Source organism: Chryseobacterium mucoviscidosis, from assembly GCF_002177115.1.
Lineage (GTDB): Bacteria > Bacteroidota > Bacteroidia > Flavobacteriales > Weeksellaceae > Chryseobacterium > Chryseobacterium mucoviscidosis.
In genome coordinates, this window is record NZ_MVAG01000105.1 from 170,687 (window position 1) to 192,317 (window position 21,631).

Consider the following 21,631-nt stretch of genomic DNA (forward strand, 5'->3'; position numbering starts at 1 on the left):
TATCTCCTTTCATAAAAGTAAAGGATGTGGATCTTTTAGAAAGAGCACACACTTTTATAGACTTTGGTTAACAGTCTCCGAAGAGGCTTTTATTACTGTTTTGTGAAAATTAGATTATCCGTTTCAGGCAAATAAACTGTTTTATCAGCAGTAGAAGGACAATCATCTCTCAAAGAGGTACTGTTAGGACTGTAATCCCAGGATATTTGAGTCGTGCTAAGCTTTTTTATAGTCACTTTACCCCAACCAACTCCGCAATTAGTTCCGTAATAATATAATACGACAGAATTTTCAGTAGGTCTTGTACCAATACTATATAGTTGATTGGAAGAGCTATTTTGATTACTCTGTAAAATTAACCCACTGACATTTTTTACAATATATTTTACAACTAAAGCATCACGATAAAATTGTTTACTAACTCGTTTCTCCAATTTATTTTCTTCCTTTGTTATAAATAATGTAATTTCATTACCCTCGAAGTTCGCTTTATAGGTTCCTATATAGGGATTTAATTCGTTATTTAAATCTTTTACCTGTGCATTGTTAGGAATATTATCTAATGCTGTATTTATTGGCAATATTTGTTGTGATTTACAAGAAACCACAGCAAAAATTATTAAAAGTAAAACACTTTTCATTATTGTTTTGTGAAAATTAGATTATCTGTTTCAGGCAAATAAACTGTTTTATCAGCATTAGCAGGACAATCATTACCTAAAGCTCCACTATTTGGTTGATAATCCCACAGCATTTGATTATTGTTAACTTTTTTTAATACAATTCTACCCCAACCTATACCACAATTAGTTCCACTGTAGTAGAAAATAATTTTATTTTCGTACGGTCGTGTTGCAATACTATATAATTCAATATTTGGTACATTATAATTCTGGGTATCCTGCAAAATTACACCTGAACTATTCTTGACTATATACTTTACTGATAAAGCATCTAAATAATATGTTTTTCCAGTGCTTTTTTCTAATTTATTTTCTTGTTTTGTAATATATAGTGTTATCTCATTTCCTTCAAAATTAGATTTATAAATTCCTATATATGGATCTAATTCATGATTTAAATCTTTTACATAGGAACCTTCAGGAATGTTTCTAAGAATTGTATTTAGTGGTAATATTTGTGACTTACATGATACAATAAAAGACAAAATACATATTGCAATATAATTTTTATTAAATGTTTTCATATTTTTTTATTTATTTATGGACAAGGAATTGGAGTTATATGCAATCCATCAGGATTTAAATTTATATTATTAACAGTACCATTATCTTCTATCCTTTGCAAAATTACTTTATTAGTTAACCCCATTTTATTTATTGTATCAAAGAAAAGAACTTCCAATCCTTCATTTGTTAAATCTCCTGTAAGACTATCCATATATGTACTTCCATATGAACCAAATGGATCTGTAAGATCTGTATATAACTTTTCATAATCTTTTCCTCTCATTTTTAAATCCGCATCTGAAAAACTAGTCAAAGCATCATCGTAGGTACCATCGAATCTTATAATATAATGGTACGTTTTAAAACCCGAAGGACAGCCTGAACAAGTTTTTTTCACGATCATACCAAAATAAGCATTTTTATGTTCTCCGGCAGGCTGCGCTCTTGCAAATGCCAACAAATTATTATCGATATCCGGAGGTGAATGCATAGGTATACCTGCAGGGGTATGATTATGATATCCTCCCTGATATCCTGCTTTAACCCCCAAATCTACCTCGTGTTTTCCTCCACTTATAATGCCTGTAACGGTACCATCTTTTTTAACTTTAAAGCCTATTTCTCCTTTTGTTAATGATTTCTTTTTAAGACTGTCTAATTTAGTCTGAACCTCCGGATTATTCAGTAAATTTTTTGTTTTTTCGCAGGGATCATCAAGATCAGGAATATCCGTATTTCCTCCTCCACATCCGGGAGCCAGTCTGTAAAATACTGTGTTCAAAGAGCATGGGTCTTTTGGCGGTTGTGGCCCGGGAGTTCCTCCTCCGCCACCGCCACCGCCGCCGCCAGGCGATCCTGTAGTGCCCGGAAAACCTTCGTCCGGAATATAGATCATAATGGTGCTGCATGATGTGGAATAGCACGCTGCACAGTGATCACAATTTTTCCAGCTTTCATGGTTTTTACAAGACCAGTAGCTTCCACAGCTTTCTATAAAAAGCATCTTAGAGGTACTTCCTTGCGCCTGATGTCCTGCTGCAAGATCTTTTAACCAGATCCGCCCGTAGTTGGTATCATATTTTTTTCCTGAAAACAAATCTTTAGGAATTCCTGTAAACTGCTCTGTACCAAATGTTTTATTATCCATATACATAAATGTATAAAATAATCTTTCGCGGAGTTCGTGGTCTACATTCTCATTGTACACAATATCTTCCAGAAGCTTGTTATCATAATCTATTACTCCTGTTACGCTATTTTCTTGGTCTAAAGTTGCAAAAAGTACAGAACTCATCGTCTCATTATCGTGTGAAAGCGGTATCATGAGTCCTGTTGCGTTATCGGTATCTACTACCTGCATCTTATTTCAGATCGGCATTCCCTGCTGATCAGGCATGGTAGAAAGGAAGTTTTTTTCGCGGTTATAGGCTTCCAGAATTGCCACATAATCTATTCCCGATTTCGCATTGATACCTCCGCTTTTGGAATGCTTAAAAAAATCTCTGTTGTTTCTTTGTGGATTTTTCTCTGCCTGTACGAAATCTTCATTTCTGCAAGACCACAAGATTACGAGAAGAGCTATCAGAAAAGACAGCCGGAGAATAATTTTTCTCTTCATAGTCATTTTGTTTTTAGTGAGTTAAATATAATTCTTTTTCTATATAGATGCATTTTTTTGTTTTGGTTGCACAAGATGTATTAATAAAAATTTCGATCTATATATGAACAGAGACAAAACTATTATTTATTTTGAGCGGACATCATAAGAATTTTTATATTTTTGATAAAAATTCTTTTAGATATGAGTATAGGAACCAAAGTAAGACAGTACAGGGAAGCGAAAAACTGGTCGCAGGAAGACCTTGCCATGCGCCTTGATACCACGCAGACCACGATCTCGAATATTGAGTCTGACAAAAATATTCCCAACTCTTTACTGCTGAATAAAATTGCTCAGGAACTGGAAGTTAATATTAATGATCTCCTTAATGATGCATCTACAATTATTACCGATAATGAATTTAATGATCAGTCAGTAGCAAATGTAAATCAGTATAATCCTACATTCAATATTCAGTCTCCTGAAATGCTGGAAGCGATCCTGAAAAATCAGGAACAGATAGCCAACCTCATCGATTCGCAAAATAAATTGATAGAAAAACTGTTAAAAGAAAAATAGGGAGAAGCATTCTCGGGCAGAGAATACTAAAATCCAAACAGGTTCTTAGTTTCTCGGGATGAGAAAATTCAGCCTGAAAAGAGAGGCACTCCGTCTCGCTCCGAGAAAGTGTAAACCCAAACGGTTTGGCTTCGTCTCGGGCAGAGAAAGTATAAACCCAAAAATAAAGACACAAATTATACAGCAGATAAAGAAAAATTAATTCAAAAAAAAATACACAATGGAAAAATTAAAACTTACTTCGGTACACATCCCGTCGTTACACCATGCAGAATTTGGGCAGTTCATCGTTCGTTTCTTTGAAGATTTTGCCCAGACGTCTTTAGACGCCAATACAGACGGAGACTTTAAAACGCTGTTTGATAAAATCCAGAATCAGCTCCCTGCCTACAACAGCGCACTGGACCAGATACGCGCCAGTGAAGAAACCGAGAAAATTGCCGGTGCAGATAAAGTAAGAGACAAAGATGTGCAGGCTCTTAAAGATTCTTTAAAGCCTTACAGAAACGCAAAAACAGAAGCCGAAAAAGATGCTTATACTTCCCTGAAGCTTTTGCTGGATCAGTACAAAGGAGTAGAAGATGCCGCTTATGAAGAAGAAACCAATAAGCTGAATCTGCTGGTTGCAAAACTTCAGTCTCCCGAGTATAGCTCCCATGTAGCCACATTGGGGATTGTAAAATTTGTAAATCATCTCGCAGATTCCAACACCGCTTTTAATGATCTGTTTTCTCACCGCTCTTATCAGACATCACAAAAGCAGGTGTATGATGTAAAAGCACTGCGAAAAACCTTAACAGATGATTACAGACAGATGACAGACTATATCTATGTAATGGCAAACTTAAAAGCTGATCCTTTCTACAAGGATGTTCTGGCGGTTGTTAATAATCCGAGAAAATATTTCTCCGACGTTCTTGCAAAAAGAAAAGGAAAGCCGTCTCCATCCCCTGAAAAATAAATATTTAAAATAGAAAAGCACAGATTTGGGTCTGTGCTTTTTTCAAAATTAAAAATTACTTTTAGTCTTCTACCGGATATTTAAAATGATCTATTTTAAAGATTTCGGAGGGCAAAAGTTCACTTTCCAGAAGTCCCCATCGATCCCGGTTCCCGAATCCGAAAAACCATAATTCAGTCTCAATTATTTTATCTTTTTCATCAAAATTTTCTTTAATCGTACTGTTTCTTTTTGATTTCCAAAAGAAGTTATAAGTGCCAAGAATCTCCGTTTCCAACTGAATTTTTGCAGTATCAAAATGCAGTTGTTTTAAGATGCTTTCAAAGGTTATTATAAATTCTTTCCAATGATACTCAATTTGTTTATAAGTCGCTCCAAATGTTATAACAGGATCTTCATAATATGAATGCTCGGAAATTCCCAAACCAAACATTTCAGTCCTGAACATCCAGTCTTCGTTTCCTAAGTTTATTATAATTTCTCGTGCTTCTTCATGCTTATTTTCAATGACAATCCTGCCATGAACTATCGACTGAAATCCCATGCTTTAAATTTTTAGTTTAATTTTTTATGTTACGAATTCTGCTTCATGTAATTTAGCAGATTGAGAATGTGTTGCTGTGTATGACTTTCAAAAATGAATTTGAAAAACCAAAGACCATCCGAAAGACTGTTGTTTTCAATTCTCCATTTAGTTTCAGTAAGATCAAGAATAATATCGTTTAAATCATCTACGGCATCATCAATAGCAAGATCTTCTCTGTCATTAATAGCTGTGATATTATACACTGTCTTGTAAAAACCAAAGTTGCTAAAATTGCTTATTATATTTTTTCTTATATCCGGAAGTTTGGATTTGTCAAATTTTGGATAATCATTACTGTCAAACGGATCTGCAATTTCAAAATAATGAAGATATATCTTTACCAGATTGCGTTCCAACGATTTTTCTTTATTTTCATTTCTAACATTGGATTCCATTCCGTATTTGATAATTTCATCAATTGCCGAGATTAGTTCTGTCATTTTAATGCTGTTTGTTGTTAGAATCCTCTAAGGAAACTTCTCTATATTATTTTTTACAAATTCATAAAGGCGTTCTTCAAGGAGCGGTTTCAGGAGGATAAATTTCTCTTCTGTTGCAATAAATTCTTTATTGTTGCGCAGCTCATTGGTGGCTTTTGTGTAATTATTATGATCTTTAGACGTTTCGTATTTTTCGTAAAAATAATGGGCAATGGATCTGGCTTTTTCAAGAGCATCTGCAAGTTCAGGCAGGTTCAGTTTGTTTCTCATTTGTTCGGTTACCATGTCGAGATGATAAAATAAAGCGCTCTCATAATCTTCCCAGTTTTCAAAATAGAGCCATTCCATTACAGTCACAAAGCTGTACAATTCATGAGGAATGTCTTTGATTTCATCATGATCATTCAGGAAAGTTCTTTTCCAGTCATATTTTTTTACAATTGCTGAAAAGACTTTATCCAAAACTTCCTCTTTATCATGATCTTTTTTTAGAATAAGCTCCGTTGCGGTAAAATATTTATTTTCAATTATTTTAATGGTCTGCTTAATATCAAAATTATTTCCCTGAAGATGATGAAGAGCAATTTCAGATGGTATTCCGGTCTTATTCACAATGATAGAGGTGCGTCCTTCTGTAAAATACTTTTCAGCTTCATCTGCATTTCCTTCGGTTTTTTCTAACAAAGCTAATCCCTGTCTGTCTCCGATAGGGATGCGTTGCTGTAATATTTCAAGCTTATCTTTATACATTTCACTCATGCGGAACAAATTTTTAGGATCAATCAGCCAACCAGTGTACTGTCGGTAATTTCCCAGTTGTTTATCTCTAAGATTACCTGTGTAGAACCAAATCTAAGCCTTCCAATCGCTATTTTCCAGGATACAGGATCACTGAAACTCTCCGGAAGATCAATTTCATGAATGTTTACAGGCATTTTATAATTTACCAGACCTTTGATATCCTCTGCGTGAAAATCTTCAAGGTCAGCTCTTGCAAAATCCTTGTATTTTTCTAAATGAACATTAATTAATTCTAACAGAAAATCAATGTGCTTTTCTTTTAATCCGGTGAGTTTAATTTTATTCTCATTTCCGCCGTGTGTTCTTAATTCTTTATTGATGGGTGCTAAAAGTTTTTTCAATTCGTCCCTTTTCGTACTGCTCATGTATTTTGGTTTTAACGGTTAATTTAGAATCTGAAATTTAAGATTAAAATTTTTATCAGTTTGAAAGAATAGACCATTTTGTTTTTTTTATGTGGTTTAGCATTTAAAATGAGATAAATAAGAGTTCTAATATTTTTGTAAGTTTGTGAAAACAATGCAGACTACAAATGAATTTTGAAGATTTTATCATATCCCCAAGAAATTTCAGGACAGAAAACTGGCAGATCGGAGCGGGAATCACGAAGGAAATAAAGGAAGACAGCATCGTACTCCTTTTCGTTTCAGATTACAGAGGTGCGAACGGTGATGCGGAAGTTCAGGATTTTTCAGGAATCAGGAACGAGTTTTACAAACTGTCGCAACTGGATTTTGAAATTCCGATTGTGGATCTTGGAGACCTTGTTTCAGGAAAATCGGTTCAGGATTCTCACTATATTCTGCAGGAAGTATTGTCGGCTTGTCATTACAAAAGAGCCATTCCGGTAATTGTGGGCGGTTCCAATGATTTTGCTTTTTCGCTTTTTTCGGCACTTAACTTCCATACCAAAAGCATCAATTATACACAGATCAGCAATATTATTTCGCTCAAACAGGGCGAAATGATTAATGAACACACCTTTTTAAGTAAGATTTTCGGAGCGAAAACTTTTTCCATTAAAAATTACCATCATCTAGGCTACCAAAAACATCTCAATGAAGCAGATTCGGTAAGATTAATCAAAGAAGTTGAGTTTGATATTATCCGACTTGCCGAAATGATGAATTCCACCGAAAAAACAGAACCCTTCTTCAGAAAAGCGGATCTCGTGACGGTAAACTGTGATGCCATCGAAAGTTTCGGTGAACCTTTTTCCATAAATCCGCAGGTAAACGGACTGAACCGAAGAGAAGTCTGCGCGTATATGAAGGAAATCGGCCTAAGTGAAAATTTAAAATCTGTCGGGATTTTTAATTATAATATTTACTCCGAAAGCCAACTGAATCATCAGCTTTTAGCGCAAATGATCTGGTATCTCATCGAAGGAATCAATATTCAGCGGTCACACCCGAAAGAAAGACATTATGAAGTGTTTTATGTTTTGGTAGACGACCGACAATATGCCTTCAAACGCGATACCTTTAGTAATCTTTGGTATTTCGGGGAGGATGAAAATATAGAAAACTGCGTTCCCTGCTCCCGAAAAGATTTTGATGATGCCAAAAAAGGCTGGCTGAATGCACGACTGACGAAAATATAATGTATGAAAATTGTTCCCTCAAAAATTTCTGTTATTGTTCCCGTCTACAACGTTGAAAATTATCTCGCAAAATGTCTGGATTCATTAGTGAGTCAAACCCATCAGAATATCGAAATTCTGGTCATCAACGACGGTAGCAAAGACGATTCGGAAAAGATTATTCAGGAGTATGCTCAGAAATATCCCGAAAAAATAAAACCATTTACCAAAGAAAACGGCGGATTGAGTGATGCCCGGAATTTTGGCATCGATCATGCAACGGGAGATTATCTTGGATTTGTAGACAGTGATGATTATGTTGCGCCTTCCATGTTTGAAGAAATGGTACATCTTGCGGAAAAACACCAGTCGAAAATGGTGATCTGCAATATTCAAAAGGTTGATCAAAACGGAAATATTACGCAAAAGCTCACCCAGATTCCCAATATGCCCGAAAAAATTGATCTCGAGAAAAACCTTTCTGTTTTTTCCGATCTCAGCTATTTTGCGTGCAATAAATTGTTTAAAAAAGAACTTTTTCGGGAAAAGAGATTTAAAAAAGGAGTTCATTTCGAAGATATTCAGCTTATTCCGCAGCTTTTGCTGGAGTGTGACACGATTTCACAGACCCAGAATTTCCATTATCAGTATCTGGAACGTACCGATTCTATTACCAAAACCCACACAGAAAAAGGGCTTGATATTCTGAAAGCCATAATGGATGTGGAAAAAGTTTACGCCTTATCGAAATACCGTGACAGGAAAGAGGAACTTAAAAATTTTCAGATTTTTGAAGGGGTCTATTCTTTTCTGGCTTATCTTGCTTTTGTAAAAGATGAGAAGGTTTTTTATAACATGTCGGAAAAATTAGAGATATTTATAAAAGATAGAAGGCTGAAATTGAAAGATATATTGAATTATAATCGTTTTGATAAGAATTATCTGCTATCTTTGCCACTGAAAAAAAAGATATTTTATCTGCTGTTTTTTGCAGGACAGAAAAAGCTGATAAGAAAATTAGTGTAAACACAAATGTAAGTACTGTGTTGCGTTGCTCATGAGCCGACAGAAGGTTTTTAAGTCGCTGAACCTTCTAAGTACTTGAATAGAAGAAAAATGAAGAATTTTGAATTGTTCTTAAACCAGTCGGGGATTCCTATTTTTTATGTAAAAGTAGGCTTTGGTTTTTTGTTCTCTTTTTTAATTACCTATTTCTCCGTTCCTACGATTATCAAGATTTCCCGAAGGAAAAATTTAATGGACGAACCCGGAATAAGAAGTTCCCATCTCCGGAAAATTCCTAATCTTGGAGGAATTGCCATTTTCTACTCCATCGGAATCTGTTCGTCTATTTTTGCGTACGAACTCTTTGATCTGTATAAATTCCTGTTTGCCTCGCTTGTAATCCTTCTTTATATTGGGGTGATGGATGATATTGTGGTGATGAGGGCTTATAAAAAGCTGGTCGCACAGATTGTGGTTTCGGCGTTTATAGTAATCGGATCAGACATAAGGATCAGAAGTCTTTTCGGGATTTTCGGGATCTACGAGATGAGTTATTTTATAAGTGTTCTGTTTAGTATTGTTACTTTCATCATCCTCATCAACGCATTTAATCTCATCGACGGAATAGATGGTCTTGCTGGAGGATATTCTGTAATATGCAGTGCCCTTTTCGGAATCAGTTATTACAGATTGGGAGAATATAATTATCCTCTGGTTGTTTTATCTGCCATAATCATCGGTGCAGTTCTGGCATTTTTATATTATAACTTATCAAATTACCGAACCAATAAAATATTTATGGGCGATACAGGCTCCATGCTTTTAGGATTTCTTCTTGCCTTTACTTCTATTTGTTTTATTGATATTTTCATCGACAAAAAACTTCCCGGAGTTCCGAGATATCATCTTCAGTCTGCTCCGGTAGTAGCGGTAGCGATATTAATTCTGCCCATTGTGGACACCCTGAATGTTATCATTGTAAGATTAATTAATAAAAAATCGCCATTTGATGCAGATAAAAACCATATCCATCATAAATTGCTGAAGCTTAATCTTACACACAGAAGATCAAGTTTTTATATCGTTGTGTATTACCTTTTTATTGTAACAGTAGCTTATTATTTCAGACATATAAATGTAAATCTTCTATTACTGATTATACTTTTCCTGGGTTTTTTAGGAGCTTATATTCCAGATTTTATTTATCTTTTGAAGAATAATAAAAAGACTATCAATTAAATCTTTACTTTTGCAAACAACTTGAAAAATATGATGAAGAATTGTAAGCATTTATTACTTTTAGCCCTGCCGCTTTTAATCACCACCTCTTGTATCACTACAAAAGATGTACGATATATGCAGCCCAGTGAAAGCCTTGTTATTAACGAAGAAGGTTTGATCCCTTATAACATTCCGGTTTACAGAATTACGAAGAACGATATTTTGAACCTTAATATTGTGACAACTCCTAAAGGAGATGCTGCACAGTTTTATTCTTCCATGAATACTTCCGGATCTGCCACAGCGCCTTCTACAAATACGATTGCTACGGGAGGAGGAATGATGTCTTCCGGTGGAGGAAATACCGGAGGAAATGTGGTTTTCTATTTTAATGGTCTTAAAGTAGATGCCAACGGAGATATTAACGTTTTCGGTATAGGATTTATAAAAGCAGAAGGAAGAACCATTGCAGAAATCAGCAGTGAAATTCAGGATAAGGTTAATGAAAACTTTCAGGAAGGTAAATCTGAAGTACGTTTAAATACCAACGGAATTACGTTCTATGTTTTAGGAGATGTAGAAACAACGGGAGTTACCGGCGAAAAAGTAGTTCATAAAAATACACTTACCATTACGGAGGCTTTAGCAATCAGTGGTGGATTAAACAGAACGGTTGATCGTAAAAATATCGTAATTCACAGAAAATTACCGGAAGGAATTAAAAAAGCGATCATCGATCTTACTCGTGAAGATGTTATGAATTCTCCTTACTATTACGTACAAAACGGAGATGAAATCTATCTGAATACAAGAGCGAAAAGTCTGAACGGATTGGGCAAAGATCCTATCCAGACCTTAACAACAGGAGTTTCAGTGATTACCACTGCATTGTCGATCTATCTACTTCTAAAAAACCTTTAATATTATGATTCCAGGAAAAGAAACAAAGGTAGAAAAAGCAGATTCGCAGAAAGATAAACACGGAAGTTTCGCTTTATTTGATATTGAACACTTTTTACGCAGAGTGCTGAGAAACTGGTACTGGTTTGTATTAATGTTTTTTATTGGCTACGGAATTTCATGGATGTACAGTAAATATTATGCCCAGAATATTTATGCCTCCAACTTATCTTTAAGTATTTCCAATAATACTTCAAGCTACTTTACACCAAGCCAGTCTATTAACTTCATCTGGGGACAGGGAGGAAATCAGGACGGAGTTTACCTTAAAAAAATGCTTTTATCCAGAACCCACAATGAATTTCTGATTAAAGAACTTGATCTTTTTGTAAATTATTCTACAAAAGGAGTCATCAAATCAACCTATCTGGATAAAGACGACTCTCCTGTTTTTTTACAGATCGACAGAAAGCACGGTCAACAGGTAAATTATCCAATCACTCTGGTTCCAAAAGGAAGAGACTCCTATGAAGTGGTATTGCCGGAAGAAGGGCAATCGCCCAACCTGTATAGCTTTGAATCTGAAAGTTATACAACCATTAATCCGTTTGAAAGACCTGCCAATAAAATTATTCGTGTAGGAGATTGGTATACCTCACCTAATCTGAGATTCAGGCTGTTAAAAAATCCTGTAAAACCGAAAATTAAATTAACCAATATTATTGTTAATTTAAATACTGTTAACCAGACCGTTAATGATATTGTTTCTACTATTAGTGTGGAATTTGATAAGGAGATTAATACGATTATGATAATCAGCAAGACCGGTTATAATCTTAACAGTACAGTGAACTTCCTTAATATGTCTGTAAAACAGCTTCAGAAAAAAAGACAGGCAGATAAAGTTTTGGTAGATCAGAATACCAATGTTTATTTAAAGGAAAATCTGGATAATATCAGAAAAAAATTAGATTCGAGTGCTAATGTTCTGAATTACATGAAAACAACAGAAAAGCTGTACGACATAAAAGACAGGGATGAAAAGTCTTTAACAGAAATAAAAGATCTTGAAGCAAAGAAAGCTGATATTGAAAGTAAAATAAGCTCTCTGAATCAGATTAAAAACAGCTTGGAAAGCCAGAATTTTGAAAAAATGATCAGTACCAATGCGGCTGGTTTTCAGGACGGACTTTTCAGTGCTTCTGTTGCAGAGCTTAAAGCCTTATATCTTAAAAGAAGAGAGATGGCTTTAATCTACAAGCCCAATTCTGAACCCATGAGAGAAATCAACAGGTTGATCAATGAAGCAAAAGTCAGCTCAAATGGTGCTTTAAGGAATTATTATACAGCTTATTACACAGAAATTAATAAAATTAACCAGAAAGTAGGAGATGCAAACTCCGAACTGGCAACATATCCTGAAAAGCAGAGAAAATATTTGGATGCAGAGAGAGGATATAACATGATTGAAGCTACTTATAACAGTTTACTGACGAGACAGAATGATACTCAGCTAAGAATGGCAGCAAATCAATCGGATATCAGCGTAATCGACCCTGCTAAAAATGTAGGACAGCCGCCGATAGGTCCTAATATAAAGGCAACAAAAGCGGCAATTATCGGAGGACTTCTTGCTTTGCCGTTACTGTTTATTCTGCTGGGTGAGATACTGGACAGCAAAATCAGAAACATTAAAGAATTGCTTAATGCAACTAAAATTCCGCTTCTTGGGGTTATCGGAAACAATAATCATGAAAATATGCTTACCGTTCTGGATCAGCCAAAATCTTCTGTTTCAGAAGCTTTCAGAGGAGTTAGAGCGAATGTAAGATTCTTATCCGGAGAAAATGGAGGAAGTAAGGTTATTTTGGTAACGTCCTCAGTTGGAGGCGAAGGAAAAACCTATGTCTCTATTAATTTAGCTTCTGTTCTGGGGTTAAGTGATAAGAAAACCATCCTTTTAGGAATGGATTTAAGAAAGCCTAAGATTTTCGGAGACTTTAAGATTGATAATAAATTCGGAATTTCAAACTATCTTACAGGAGAAGTAGAAATGAGCCAGATTATCAACAAAACAAGAATTCCGAACCTTGATGTGGCAACTTCGGGACCTATTCCTCCGAATCCGTCCGAGTTATTAATGAGTGATAAAAATATCAAGTTCATTGAAGACCTTAAAGAGATATATGATTTTATCATCATCGATTCTCCTCCGGTAGGTCTTGTTGCAGATTCTTATGAACTGATGAAGCACTCAGACGCCAATATTTATGTAGTTCGTCATGAATATACGGAGAAATATATGCTGAAAATGATTACAGAAAAATATCATGGCGGAGAGATAGGGCACTTAGGTCTTGTGTATAACGACTATAATACGAAGCAGGGATATGGTTACGGATACGGCTATGGATACGGTTATGGATATGGTTATGGCTATTTTGATGAAGACAAAAATTACAAAGAACCAATGCTGATAAGAATTAGAAATAAAGTACAGTCATTATTCAATAAAAAATAATACATTTAAGCCCTCATTTAATGGGGGTTTATTATATCATGATAATTTTCATTCTATTAAAAAAAGAATAAATTTGCTAGTTTGTCGTTTACTTTATAACAAATTATGTTTTTTTGTTTATTTTTAACTAAACATTAAGATTATCATTAATATAAAAAAGTTTTATATTTGCAAAAATTAAATTTTAAAATAACCATAAATCCATATTCTTTTATGAATAGAAAATTATTGTTTAGCTTCCTTGCCGCTCTAGGAACTGTGGTAAGTGTTAAAGCACAAAGAAACGAACTTGGAGTTCGTCTAGGTATGAGTAACCTAGTTGGGGATATAGGGAGAACGAATTATATTTTACAAAAGCCATTGGATTTAAGTAAAGCGTCAGATTGGGGTGTTCCTTTTTATGGTGGAATTTTATACAGATTTAATTTTAATCCTCACCAGACTGTAAGATTGGATCTTGGATATAATCAGATCCAGTTCAACGATAAGGTGGCGAAAGAAGAATATAGAAAAAACAGAAACTCATTCGGGAAAAATAATGTTTACGAGGCAAGCTTAGTCTTTGAATATAATTTCTTCCCGGTAAACAACGAGCAGAAAAGTATGGTAAGCCCATATATTTTCGGTGGGGTAGGAGCTTTAATGTTCGATGCGCCCAAAGCTACGTTAGTTAATGATTTCAGAAGAGATGCAGATGGTGTGGCGCAGGCTCCAATTAATGAGCTGGATTTTACAACAACTCCGGTGTATTCTACAGGAACCAAAACCACAATGCATATTCCTTTTGGAGTAGGTTTAAAATATAAATTTAATTATAACTGGGCAATTTTTGCAGAAGCTACATTCAGATATACGCTTACGGATCAGTTGGATTACAGCAAAATTCAAAGCAAGGATGTAGTGGCTACATATAACGGAGATATTCTGAGCCCCGTTACAGGCGGATCTCTTTTGCAGACAGATGCTTATTATGTAGTGTCTAAAGAAAGAGAAGCTGCAATTATAGGAGAAAGGAACGTTGGAGACTTTAAGTCTAAAGACTGGATAAATACCGTGAGTCTTGGGCTTACTTATTCGTTTGGAAGACCTCCATGTTATTGTGATTAATATGTCGTTGATAAAAGATAAAATAGATCCTGAGAATTTACCACAGCATGTGGCTATCATCATGGATGGTAACGGAAGATGGGCAAAATCTCGTGGCGAAGAAAGAACCTTTGGTCACAAGAATGCCATTGATGCGGTAAGAAATGCCATAAATGCGTGTAATGAGATACATATTCCGTATTTAACTCTTTATACCTTTTCTTCGGAAAACTGGAACCGTCCGGCAGAGGAAGTAAATACTTTAATGAATTTACTTGTAGAAACCTTATTGCTTGAAGCGGAAGAAATTTTCAGCAAAGGGTTAAGAATGCACGTTATTGGAAATCTCGAAAAACTTCCCTCACTTGTAAAAGATCAGCTTTTACGCGTGGTGGAACTTACAAAAGAAAACACAAAAGGCAATTTGGTACTGGCAATCAGCTATGGTTCGCAGCATGAAATACTAAATGCCGTTAAAAGCATCAGCGAAGATGTAAAGAAAGGAAAGGTAGACATTGAAGACATCGATGAAAAATTATTCGAAAGTCACCTCTACACAAAAGATTTTCCACCCGTAGATCTTTTAATAAGAACCAGCGGTGAGATCAGAATCAGTAATTTTCTCCTTTGGCAGATCGCCTATGCAGAACTGCAGTTTTTAAACGTTCTGTGGCCGGATTTTTCAAAAGATATTTTCTTTCAGTGTATTGTAGATTATCAAAACAAAGAAAGAAGATTCGGTAAAACCGGAGAACAGATAAAAATTCAGTAAAATTTAAGAAAAGAAAGACTACGATAAAATGAAGTTTAGACTATTACCCATCATTATGTTTGTTGCTTCTGCACATTTTTATGGACAGGTAACTCCACAGGACAGCACACAGGTGAGCAAATCTGTACAAGCAGAAAACCAAGCAGGGACGTACACCTTAAAAGACATCGTTGTAGATGGGGTTAAAAAATATACGCCGGCTCAGATCCTGAGATTTACAGGTCTGGTAAAAGGAGAATCAGTAGATATTCCGGGGCAGAAAATCAGCAATGCGGTAAAAAAACTTTGGGACACTCAATCTTTTTCTGAAGTAGAAGTGTATGTGCAAAGTATTGAAGGCGAAACTGTTATTCTGAAATTTTATCTGCAGGATCTGAAGGATCTTGGAGAGGTTAAATTTACGGGTAAAGGAATCGGAAAATCCAAAAATGAAAAAATGGCTAAAGACAATAATCTGAAGCCGGGAACAAAAATTACGCAGAACTTAGTTTCAAGTCTTAAAACAAACGTTCCTAAAGATTTCATTAAAAAAGGATATGCAGATGCTAAAATTTCCATTCAGGAAAAAGTAAATGCAGGAGATCCAAATTTAGTAGACTGGACGATCAATGTAGATAAAGGCAAAAGAATTAAGATCGATCATATCGAATTCGAAGGAAATCAGTATGTATCAGACAGAAAACTTAGAAAAAAAGCCTTTAAAGAAACAAAACAAAAAAGATTCGGTATTGGCGGAATCCTGAAATCTTCAAAATTCATTGAAGATAAATATCAGGAAGACAAGCAAAACCTAATCAGCTATTATAACTCTTTAGGATATAGAGATGCTGCTATTGTTTCGGATTCTGTTTGGAGAAACAAAAGAAACAATTACGAGATCAACGTAAAACTTAAGGAAGGAAAACAGTATTACATCGGAGATATTACATTCACCGGAAATACGGTGTATTCTACAGACTATTTACAAAGACTTTTAGGATATAAAAAAGGAGATATCTACGATGCGGTAGGCTTTAATAAAAAAGTAGGAGAAGACGGAGGTAAAGAAGACGATTCGGATATCAAATCCAGCTACATGAACAACGGTTACCTTTTCTCAAACGTTACACCGGTTGAAAAATCTGTAGACGGAGATAAAATCAATCTTGAAATCCGTATCAACGAAGGTGAAAAAGCAACTTGGAATAAAGTAACTTGGGAAGGGAATACAACCACTCATGACCACGTTATTCTTAGAGCTTTAAGAACAAAACCGGGAAATCTGTTCGCTAAAAGTGATATCAAAAGAACATATTTCGATTTAGCCGGAATGCAGTTCTTTGATCCTCAACAGGTTGGGCAGGATATTCAGCCGAATCAGCAGGATAATACGGTAGACATCAACTGGAAATTAGTGGAGAAAGGTTCTTCTCAGGTTCAGTTACAGGCAGGTTACGGAGGTAACAGCTTCATCGGAACTTTAGGATTAACATTCAATAACTTCTCTTTAAAGAATTTCCTTAAATTCAAAGACTTTAAGCCGGTTCCTCAAGGTGACGGACAAACGTTATCGCTTCAGGCACAGGCTGGACAATATTTTCAGAATTATGGAATTTCATTTACAGAGCCTTGGTTGTTCGGAACAAGACCAACTGCACTTTCTGTAAGTTTAAATAACTCAAGAGTAAAATATTCTGATGTTTACGGAAATGCACAGAAACTGAATATTTTCTCAGCTTCAGTTGGTTTGAACAGATATTTGAGATGGCCGGATGATTATTTCTCATTGTATACAGGTCTTCAGTACCAGAAGTACGACTTTAAGAACTATCCGTTCCAGTTTGGAGATGCTACAGAATATTATGGTTCTGCCAACAACTTAAGTATCAACTTAGGATTAAGCAGAAACTCAGCAGGTATCGACCCAATTTTCCCGACAGTTGGTTCTAATATAGACTTATCGGTGAAATTTACGCTGCCATATTCAGCATTCAACAATAAAGATTACTCTACTTTAAGTCCTACAGAGAAATACAAGTGGATGGAATTCTATAAAGTGAAGTTCAAAGCAGATGTTTATAACGAGATTATTGGTAAATTGGTATTGAGATCTTCTGCGGAAATGGGCTTCATGGACGGATATAACTCTAAATTGGGAGCACCGCCGTTTGAAAGATTCTATGTAGGAGGTACTGGTTTATTCGGAGGTAGATATGATGGTAGAGAATTGATCCCGTTAAGAGGTTATGAAAATGCTTCTACGTACGGAGGAACTTCTGAAGATATTACTCCAACAGGAGGAGGTACTATTTATAACAGATTTACGTTAGAATTAAGATACCCGATTTCATTGAACCAGACTGCAAAAATTTATGCATTAACGTTTGCGGAAGGAGGTAACGTTTGGAATTCTTGGGGAAATTATAATCCATTCCAGTTGAAAAGATCAGTAGGTGTCGGTGTAAGAGTATATATGGGAGCATTTGGTTTAATTGGATTTGATTTCGCTTACGGATTCGACAAAACAGTTTCAGGAACTGAGCCTTCTGGATGGAAGACACACTTCTTGATGAACCAATCATTATAATCCACCCTATGAAAAATTTTAGAATTGTTTTATCATTTGTTTTATTCCTGCTTTTCGGTTTAAGCAATGCACAGAAAGTAGGCGTTGTAGATACCGAATACATCCTGAATAAAATGCCTCAATATAAAGAAGCCGAAGCAAGACTGAATGCACAGATTGATACATGGCAGTCCGAACTTCAGAACCTTCAGTCTGAATACGAAAGAAAAAGATCTGCTTTTGAAAGTGAAAAAGTTCTTTTAATCGGAGATCAGCTTAAATTGAGAGAAAAAGAAGTAATGGATCTGGAAAAAAACATCAAAACAACAACGAGTTTACGTTTTGGTGCCACCGGAGAAATAAAGAAACTGAGAACAAATCTGGTTCAGCCTTTTCAGGATCAGATCTGGGAAGCTATCAAAACAATGTCTGAAAAGAACGGTTTGGCGATAGTTTTAGATAAAACAAGCAATAATGTTATTTTTCTTCAGAAAAGATCCGACTATTCGGATAAAGTTTTAGCAATCTTATTAAAAGATGCTGAACCCAAAGAAAAAGGCAAAACAAAAAAATAAAAGTTTAACTTTTATTACATTTACAAATCTAAAAACAAAATTAAATTATTTATTTACCAGTTATGAAAAAATTAAGTGTATTATTTGCAGCGGTAATGATGGTTGTATCGGTAGGTATGGCAAAAGCTCAAAAAATTGCAACTTTAGATGTTATAGGAATTCTTAACGCAATGCCTGAAAAGAAAAAAGCAGATGCGGATCTTAAAACTTTCTTAGATACTAAACAAGCAGAAATCAAGAAAAAAGCAGATGCAGGACAGGCTAAATTAAAGCAGTATTCTGAAGAAGCTCCAAAGAAAACAGCTGAAGAAAACAAAGCAAGAGAAGCAGAATTGGCAAAAATGCAGGAAGAAATCCAGCAGATGAACGATAAAGCTCAGAAAGATTTCGTGGCTAAGCAGGATCTTGCTTACGAACCAATCGAGAAAAAACTGAACGAGGCCGTGTCTAAAGTAGCAAAAGCTAACGGTTATGACTATATAATGGATGCAAATTCTTCTGCATTCGTATTCAAAGGAGGACCAGATGCAACAGCTGCAGTGAAAAAAGAATTGAATATTCAGTAATTTTTTAGAAATTAATAAATATTTATAAACATGAACCATCTCACTTCGAGGTGGTTTTTTTATTTTTGCGGAATGGAAAAAGAAGTATCAACCACGGTAAAGGTCAGATTCAGCGACTGCGATCCCATTGGTCATTTAAACAACGTGAAATATCTGGACTATATGTTCAATGCCAGAGAAGATCACGTAGAAACATTTTATGGTTTCACGTATGAAGAATACACCAAAATGACGGGATGCACGTGGATTGCAATTCAGAATGAAATAGCGTATTTAAAGGAAGTGCGGTATAATACCTCGGTTGTTATCAGCAGCAAAACCATTGAAGTGGCAGACAGAACGGCAAAAGTGGAAATCCTGATGAAAAGTTTAGACGAGAAAACAATTCATGCCGTATTGTGGGTTACGGTAATCTACTTTAATGTTAAAACAAGAAAATCCGAAGTACATCCCGAAGAAATTAAAGAAACATTCAATAAGTTTTATGTAGATTTGGAACAAAAAGATTTCCAGTCGAGAGTTAAATATTTAAGATCACAAAACGCGAGAAACTCATGATGAAAAAAATTTTAGTAGTAGGAGGAAACGGGCAGTTAGGAAACTGCATCAGAAAAATTGCTCCGGATTTTGAGCTGGATTATGAATTCATTTTTACAGATTCACAGACTTTAGACATCACCAACGAAGATCAGATCAATACTTTTTTTACGGAAAATAAACCGGATTACTGCATCAACGCTTCAGCTTATACAGCGGTAGATCTTGCCGAAACTGAAAAAGAAAAGGCTTTTGCGGTAAATGCAGAAGGAGTGGCTTCCCTTGCACAGGCGTGTAAAGATGCTAAAACAACGTTTATCCACGTTTCCACAGATTATGTCTTTGATGGAGAAACCAATTTAAGTTATTCCGAAGACGATTTCACAAGTCCGATCGGAGTATACGGAGAATCTAAATTAAAAGGAGAAGAGCTTGCACTGGAAATTAATCCTAAAACCATTATTTTAAGAACTTCATGGCTGTATTCCGAGTTCAATAAAAATTTTGTGAAAACAATGCTCAATCTTTTTTCTCAGAAAGACGAGTTGGGAATTGTGGCAGATCAGTTCGGGCAGCCTACCAATGCGAACGATCTGGCTGAAGCCATCATGGAGATCATTGAAGCTAAAGAAAAAAAATACGGAGTTTTCCACTTTTCAAACTATCCCGAAACAACCTGGTTTGAATTTGCAAAAAAAATAGCTGAATTTTCTAAATCTTCAGTTAAATTAAATGCACTAACCACCGAGCAATATCCTACGCCGGCAAAAAGACCCAAAAGAAGTACAATGTGTCTGGATAAAATTGAAGAAACGTATAAAATAGAACCCAAATACTGGGAAAATAGTCTCGAAGAATGCGTTACCATTCTTACACAATAATATATATAGAATGAAAAATCTCATCATAGTTGCTTTCGCTTTTCTTACCCAGCTTTGCAGCGCACAGAATGTGTACCTTACGAAAGTTCAAAAAACGAAAGAGAATACCGATAAATTCCTGTACAAAATTAATGAAGAAATAAAAGATGCCGAATATTTGGGCGAAGTCGAAGTTCAGGGATTCTGGAAATACGACGATGAAGTTTTTTCATTAGTCTATAAAAAGGCAAAAGAAATCGGGGCCAATGCATTTTCATGGAAACCTTTTGAAAACATCGATGGAACTCCCCAGAATTTCAATCCTTCCAATTACAGATTAAATCTTTATTTTCTTCCAAAAGATCAATTCAAAGATCAGACAGGGTATATGTATATTTTCGCTTCTTCAGAAAAAGATCAGAAAATTGCGATCAATAAAACCGATTATATGCTTTCACCAAGATCATACTTAAAACTGAAAACGATTCCGGGTGAAGTATATACAATTTCCACAAAGAAGCTATTAGGCTCAACCATCAAAATCCAGCCTAAAGACAATAGTTCTAATCAGTATTTCCAGATTTCGGCTACAAAAATAAAATCAGACGAAAGTGGAGTAGGCGGACTTAATCTAAAAAGCGGCGATATTATAGGTCTCGAAAAATCCTACGGAGAATTTTTAAGCACCATATATAATAAAGAAAAGCAGAGTAATTAAACTCTGCTTTTTCATTTATAAATAATTTTCTTGCCTCCTCAAAAAACTTTTCTTCTTCATCTTTTTTCTCAGCCCACAAACTCCTTTCTCTCCAACACTTCCACCCTCAAACCATCCATTTCCCATTCAATCCAACAGAATTTTTCTTCAGAACTCAATATTTCCGTCTGTCTTCCATGATTTCACTGTCCGGTAAACTGTTTTTCAGAATTAAAACTATCAAATCGATTAATGTGGAAAACTGTGAATACCCATATAAACTCAAATAAACCAGTGTTTTATAATCTAAAGTTACCCACAATAAGCATTCCAGTGTAAATATTATGTTAAATATATTTGGAAGAGGAAGGTTAAAGTCTCTATCTTTGCCCCACTGAAAACGAGAGTTGATCAGTAAGCGCAGAAGAGCTTTTAGAGAAGCATATAATTTACGATTCCTGAAAAGAGGCGATGCGTCTTTTTTAAGAGATTCTGATATTTTCCTTCATTATTTTAAAATAAAAAAAACTTAAAATAAAACTTGCGGGAATAAAAAAGATCAGTATCTTTGCAGTCCCTAAACGGGGAAGCGCAGGAGTGAATGATT

At 35.3% G+C, this 21,631-nt stretch carries 23 protein-coding genes; 15 read left to right on the top strand and 8 right to left on the bottom strand.

Annotated features, from left to right (window positions below; genetic code table 11):
- Positions 1 to 92 precede the first annotated feature (92 nt).
- The 4 genes from B0E34_RS07750 to B0E34_RS07765 are packed head-to-tail and all read right to left on the bottom strand — an operon-like array spanning position 93 to position 2,808.
- The gene (locus tag B0E34_RS07750; RefSeq protein WP_087708389.1) at positions 93 to 641 is read right to left on the bottom strand and encodes a DUF6705 family protein; all 549 of its coding nucleotides are present in this window, start codon (positions 639 to 641) and stop codon (positions 93 to 95) included.
- Entirely contained in the window at positions 641 to 1,207 is a 567-nt protein-coding gene (locus B0E34_RS07755) for a hypothetical protein (protein WP_087708391.1), read from the bottom strand. Before B0E34_RS07755 ends, B0E34_RS07750 begins: the two co-directional genes overlap by 1 nt.
- Positions 1,208 to 1,221: 14 nt before the next feature.
- A complete protein-coding gene (locus B0E34_RS07760; protein ID WP_087708393.1) occupies positions 1,222 to 2,550 on the bottom strand; it encodes a hypothetical protein in 1,329 nt (442 codons plus the stop codon).
- Positions 2,551 to 2,556: 6 nt separating this feature from the next.
- The gene (locus B0E34_RS07765; protein WP_087708395.1) at positions 2,557 to 2,808 is read right to left on the bottom strand and encodes a hypothetical protein; all 252 of its coding nucleotides are present in this window, start codon (positions 2,806 to 2,808) and stop codon (positions 2,557 to 2,559) included.
- Between the two features lie 183 nt (positions 2,809 to 2,991).
- Here B0E34_RS07765 and B0E34_RS07770 point away from each other — a divergent pair, with 183 nt between their 5' ends.
- Together B0E34_RS07770 and B0E34_RS07775 are read left to right on the top strand one after the other, a co-directional pair.
- Positions 2,992 to 3,369: a helix-turn-helix domain-containing protein gene (locus tag B0E34_RS07770; protein WP_087708396.1), complete on the top strand. Its 378-nt coding sequence runs from the start codon at positions 2,992 to 2,994 to the stop codon at positions 3,367 to 3,369.
- Between the two features lie 220 nt (positions 3,370 to 3,589).
- Positions 3,590 to 4,330 carry a DUF6261 family protein gene (locus B0E34_RS07775; protein ID WP_087708398.1) on the top strand — a complete coding sequence of 247 codons (741 nt, stop codon included), beginning with the start codon at positions 3,590 to 3,592 and terminating at the stop codon, positions 4,328 to 4,330.
- Positions 4,331 to 4,391: 61 nt separating this feature from the next.
- On the opposite strand, the gene B0E34_RS07780 is transcribed toward B0E34_RS07775, so the two are convergent.
- The 4 genes from B0E34_RS07780 to B0E34_RS07795 are packed head-to-tail and all read right to left on the bottom strand — an operon-like array spanning position 4,392 to position 6,522.
- Positions 4,392 to 4,874: a hypothetical protein gene (locus B0E34_RS07780; protein WP_087708400.1), complete on the bottom strand. Its 483-nt coding sequence runs from the start codon at positions 4,872 to 4,874 to the stop codon at positions 4,392 to 4,394.
- Between the two features lie 29 nt (positions 4,875 to 4,903).
- Positions 4,904 to 5,356 carry a hypothetical protein gene (locus tag B0E34_RS07785; RefSeq protein ID WP_087708402.1) on the bottom strand — a complete coding sequence of 151 codons (453 nt, stop codon included), beginning with the start codon at positions 5,354 to 5,356 and terminating at the stop codon, positions 4,904 to 4,906.
- 27 nt (positions 5,357 to 5,383) lie between these two features.
- The gene (locus tag B0E34_RS07790; protein WP_087708404.1) at positions 5,384 to 6,115 is read right to left on the bottom strand and encodes a hypothetical protein; all 732 of its coding nucleotides are present in this window, start codon (positions 6,113 to 6,115) and stop codon (positions 5,384 to 5,386) included.
- Between the two features lie 23 nt (positions 6,116 to 6,138).
- Positions 6,139 to 6,522 (bottom strand): hypothetical protein, encoded by a 384-nt coding sequence (locus B0E34_RS07795; protein WP_087708406.1) that lies wholly within the window; start codon positions 6,520 to 6,522, stop codon positions 6,139 to 6,141.
- A 167-nt stretch (positions 6,523 to 6,689) separates the two neighbouring features.
- On the opposite strand from B0E34_RS07795, the gene B0E34_RS07800 reads away from it, so the two are divergent.
- The 13 genes from B0E34_RS07800 (at position 6,690) to B0E34_RS07860 (ending at position 21,045) form a co-directional block, all read left to right on the top strand.
- The gene (locus tag B0E34_RS07800; RefSeq protein ID WP_087708408.1) at positions 6,690 to 7,760 is read left to right on the top strand and encodes a formimidoylglutamase; all 1,071 of its coding nucleotides are present in this window, start codon (positions 6,690 to 6,692) and stop codon (positions 7,758 to 7,760) included.
- A 3-nt stretch (positions 7,761 to 7,763) separates the two neighbouring features.
- On the top strand, positions 7,764 to 8,765 hold the full coding sequence (locus tag B0E34_RS07805; protein WP_087708410.1) for a glycosyltransferase family 2 protein: 1,002 nt from the start codon (positions 7,764 to 7,766) through the stop codon (positions 8,763 to 8,765).
- Between the two features lie 90 nt (positions 8,766 to 8,855).
- Positions 8,856 to 9,983: a glycosyltransferase family 4 protein gene (locus B0E34_RS07810; RefSeq protein WP_087708475.1), complete on the top strand. Its 1,128-nt coding sequence runs from the start codon at positions 8,856 to 8,858 to the stop codon at positions 9,981 to 9,983.
- A gap of 33 nt (positions 9,984 to 10,016) precedes the next feature.
- A complete protein-coding gene (locus B0E34_RS07815) occupies positions 10,017 to 10,886 on the top strand; it encodes a polysaccharide biosynthesis/export family protein (RefSeq protein ID WP_087708477.1) in 870 nt (289 codons plus the stop codon).
- 4 nt (positions 10,887 to 10,890) lie between these two features.
- Complete coding sequence (locus B0E34_RS07820; protein ID WP_087708412.1) at positions 10,891 to 13,386, top strand: exopolysaccharide transport family protein; 2,496 nt, start codon at positions 10,891 to 10,893, stop codon at positions 13,384 to 13,386.
- Positions 13,387 to 13,599: 213 nt separating this feature from the next.
- Entirely contained in the window at positions 13,600 to 14,493 is an 894-nt protein-coding gene (gene porG / locus B0E34_RS07825; protein WP_087708414.1) for a type IX secretion system protein PorG, read from the top strand.
- A gap of 1 nt (position 14,494) precedes the next feature.
- Positions 14,495 to 15,244, top strand: a complete 750-nt coding sequence (gene uppS / locus B0E34_RS07830) for an undecaprenyl pyrophosphate synthase (protein ID WP_087708416.1) — start codon at positions 14,495 to 14,497, stop codon at positions 15,242 to 15,244.
- A 28-nt stretch (positions 15,245 to 15,272) separates the two neighbouring features.
- The gene (gene bamA / locus B0E34_RS07835; RefSeq protein ID WP_087708418.1) at positions 15,273 to 17,810 is read left to right on the top strand and encodes an outer membrane protein assembly factor BamA; all 2,538 of its coding nucleotides are present in this window, start codon (positions 15,273 to 15,275) and stop codon (positions 17,808 to 17,810) included.
- 8 nt (positions 17,811 to 17,818) lie between these two features.
- The gene (locus B0E34_RS07840) at positions 17,819 to 18,364 is read left to right on the top strand and encodes an OmpH/Skp family outer membrane protein (RefSeq protein ID WP_087708479.1); all 546 of its coding nucleotides are present in this window, start codon (positions 17,819 to 17,821) and stop codon (positions 18,362 to 18,364) included.
- A 62-nt stretch (positions 18,365 to 18,426) separates the two neighbouring features.
- The gene (locus B0E34_RS07845) at positions 18,427 to 18,930 is read left to right on the top strand and encodes an OmpH/Skp family outer membrane protein (protein WP_087708419.1); all 504 of its coding nucleotides are present in this window, start codon (positions 18,427 to 18,429) and stop codon (positions 18,928 to 18,930) included.
- Between the two features lie 72 nt (positions 18,931 to 19,002).
- Positions 19,003 to 19,488 (top strand): acyl-CoA thioesterase, encoded by a 486-nt coding sequence (locus tag B0E34_RS07850; RefSeq protein WP_087708421.1) that lies wholly within the window; start codon positions 19,003 to 19,005, stop codon positions 19,486 to 19,488.
- Positions 19,488 to 20,348, top strand: a complete 861-nt coding sequence (rfbD, locus tag B0E34_RS07855; protein WP_087708481.1) for a dTDP-4-dehydrorhamnose reductase — start codon at positions 19,488 to 19,490, stop codon at positions 20,346 to 20,348. Before B0E34_RS07850 ends, rfbD begins: the two co-directional genes overlap by 1 nt.
- A 10-nt stretch (positions 20,349 to 20,358) precedes the next feature.
- A complete protein-coding gene (locus tag B0E34_RS07860) occupies positions 20,359 to 21,045 on the top strand; it encodes a hypothetical protein (protein WP_087708423.1) in 687 nt (228 codons plus the stop codon).
- The last annotated feature ends 586 nt before the right edge of the window (positions 21,046 to 21,631 follow it).

Coding starts and splice junctions, on each gene's coding strand:
- B0E34_RS07750 (WP_087708389.1), bottom strand. CDS start 641: ATGAAAAGTGTTTTACTTTTAATAATTTTTGCTGTGGTTTCTTGTAAA.
- B0E34_RS07755 (WP_087708391.1), bottom strand. CDS start 1,207: ATGAAAACATTTAATAAAAATTATATTGCAATATGTATTTTGTCTTTT.
- B0E34_RS07760 (WP_087708393.1), bottom strand. CDS start 2,550: ATGCAGGTAGTAGATACCGATAACGCAACAGGACTCATGATACCGCTT.
- B0E34_RS07765 (WP_087708395.1), bottom strand. CDS start 2,808: ATGAAGAGAAAAATTATTCTCCGGCTGTCTTTTCTGATAGCTCTTCTC.
- B0E34_RS07770 (WP_087708396.1), top strand. CDS start 2,992: ATGAGTATAGGAACCAAAGTAAGACAGTACAGGGAAGCGAAAAACTGG.
- B0E34_RS07775 (WP_087708398.1), top strand. CDS start 3,590: ATGGAAAAATTAAAACTTACTTCGGTACACATCCCGTCGTTACACCAT.
- B0E34_RS07780 (WP_087708400.1), bottom strand. CDS start 4,874: ATGGGATTTCAGTCGATAGTTCATGGCAGGATTGTCATTGAAAATAAG.
- B0E34_RS07785 (WP_087708402.1), bottom strand. CDS start 5,356: ATGACAGAACTAATCTCGGCAATTGATGAAATTATCAAATACGGAATG.
- B0E34_RS07790 (WP_087708404.1), bottom strand. CDS start 6,115: ATGAGTGAAATGTATAAAGATAAGCTTGAAATATTACAGCAACGCATC.
- B0E34_RS07795 (WP_087708406.1), bottom strand. CDS start 6,522: ATGAGCAGTACGAAAAGGGACGAATTGAAAAAACTTTTAGCACCCATC.
- B0E34_RS07800 (WP_087708408.1), top strand. CDS start 6,690: ATGAATTTTGAAGATTTTATCATATCCCCAAGAAATTTCAGGACAGAA.
- B0E34_RS07805 (WP_087708410.1), top strand. CDS start 7,764: ATGAAAATTGTTCCCTCAAAAATTTCTGTTATTGTTCCCGTCTACAAC.
- B0E34_RS07810 (WP_087708475.1), top strand. CDS start 8,856: ATGAAGAATTTTGAATTGTTCTTAAACCAGTCGGGGATTCCTATTTTT.
- B0E34_RS07815 (WP_087708477.1), top strand. CDS start 10,017: ATGAAGAATTGTAAGCATTTATTACTTTTAGCCCTGCCGCTTTTAATC.
- B0E34_RS07820 (WP_087708412.1), top strand. CDS start 10,891: ATGATTCCAGGAAAAGAAACAAAGGTAGAAAAAGCAGATTCGCAGAAA.
- porG (WP_087708414.1), top strand. CDS start 13,600: ATGAATAGAAAATTATTGTTTAGCTTCCTTGCCGCTCTAGGAACTGTG.
- uppS (WP_087708416.1), top strand. CDS start 14,495: ATGTCGTTGATAAAAGATAAAATAGATCCTGAGAATTTACCACAGCAT.
- bamA (WP_087708418.1), top strand. CDS start 15,273: ATGAAGTTTAGACTATTACCCATCATTATGTTTGTTGCTTCTGCACAT.
- B0E34_RS07840 (WP_087708479.1), top strand. CDS start 17,819: ATGAAAAATTTTAGAATTGTTTTATCATTTGTTTTATTCCTGCTTTTC.
- B0E34_RS07845 (WP_087708419.1), top strand. CDS start 18,427: ATGAAAAAATTAAGTGTATTATTTGCAGCGGTAATGATGGTTGTATCG.
- B0E34_RS07850 (WP_087708421.1), top strand. CDS start 19,003: ATGGAAAAAGAAGTATCAACCACGGTAAAGGTCAGATTCAGCGACTGC.
- rfbD (WP_087708481.1), top strand. CDS start 19,488: ATGAAAAAAATTTTAGTAGTAGGAGGAAACGGGCAGTTAGGAAACTGC.
- B0E34_RS07860 (WP_087708423.1), top strand. CDS start 20,359: ATGAAAAATCTCATCATAGTTGCTTTCGCTTTTCTTACCCAGCTTTGC.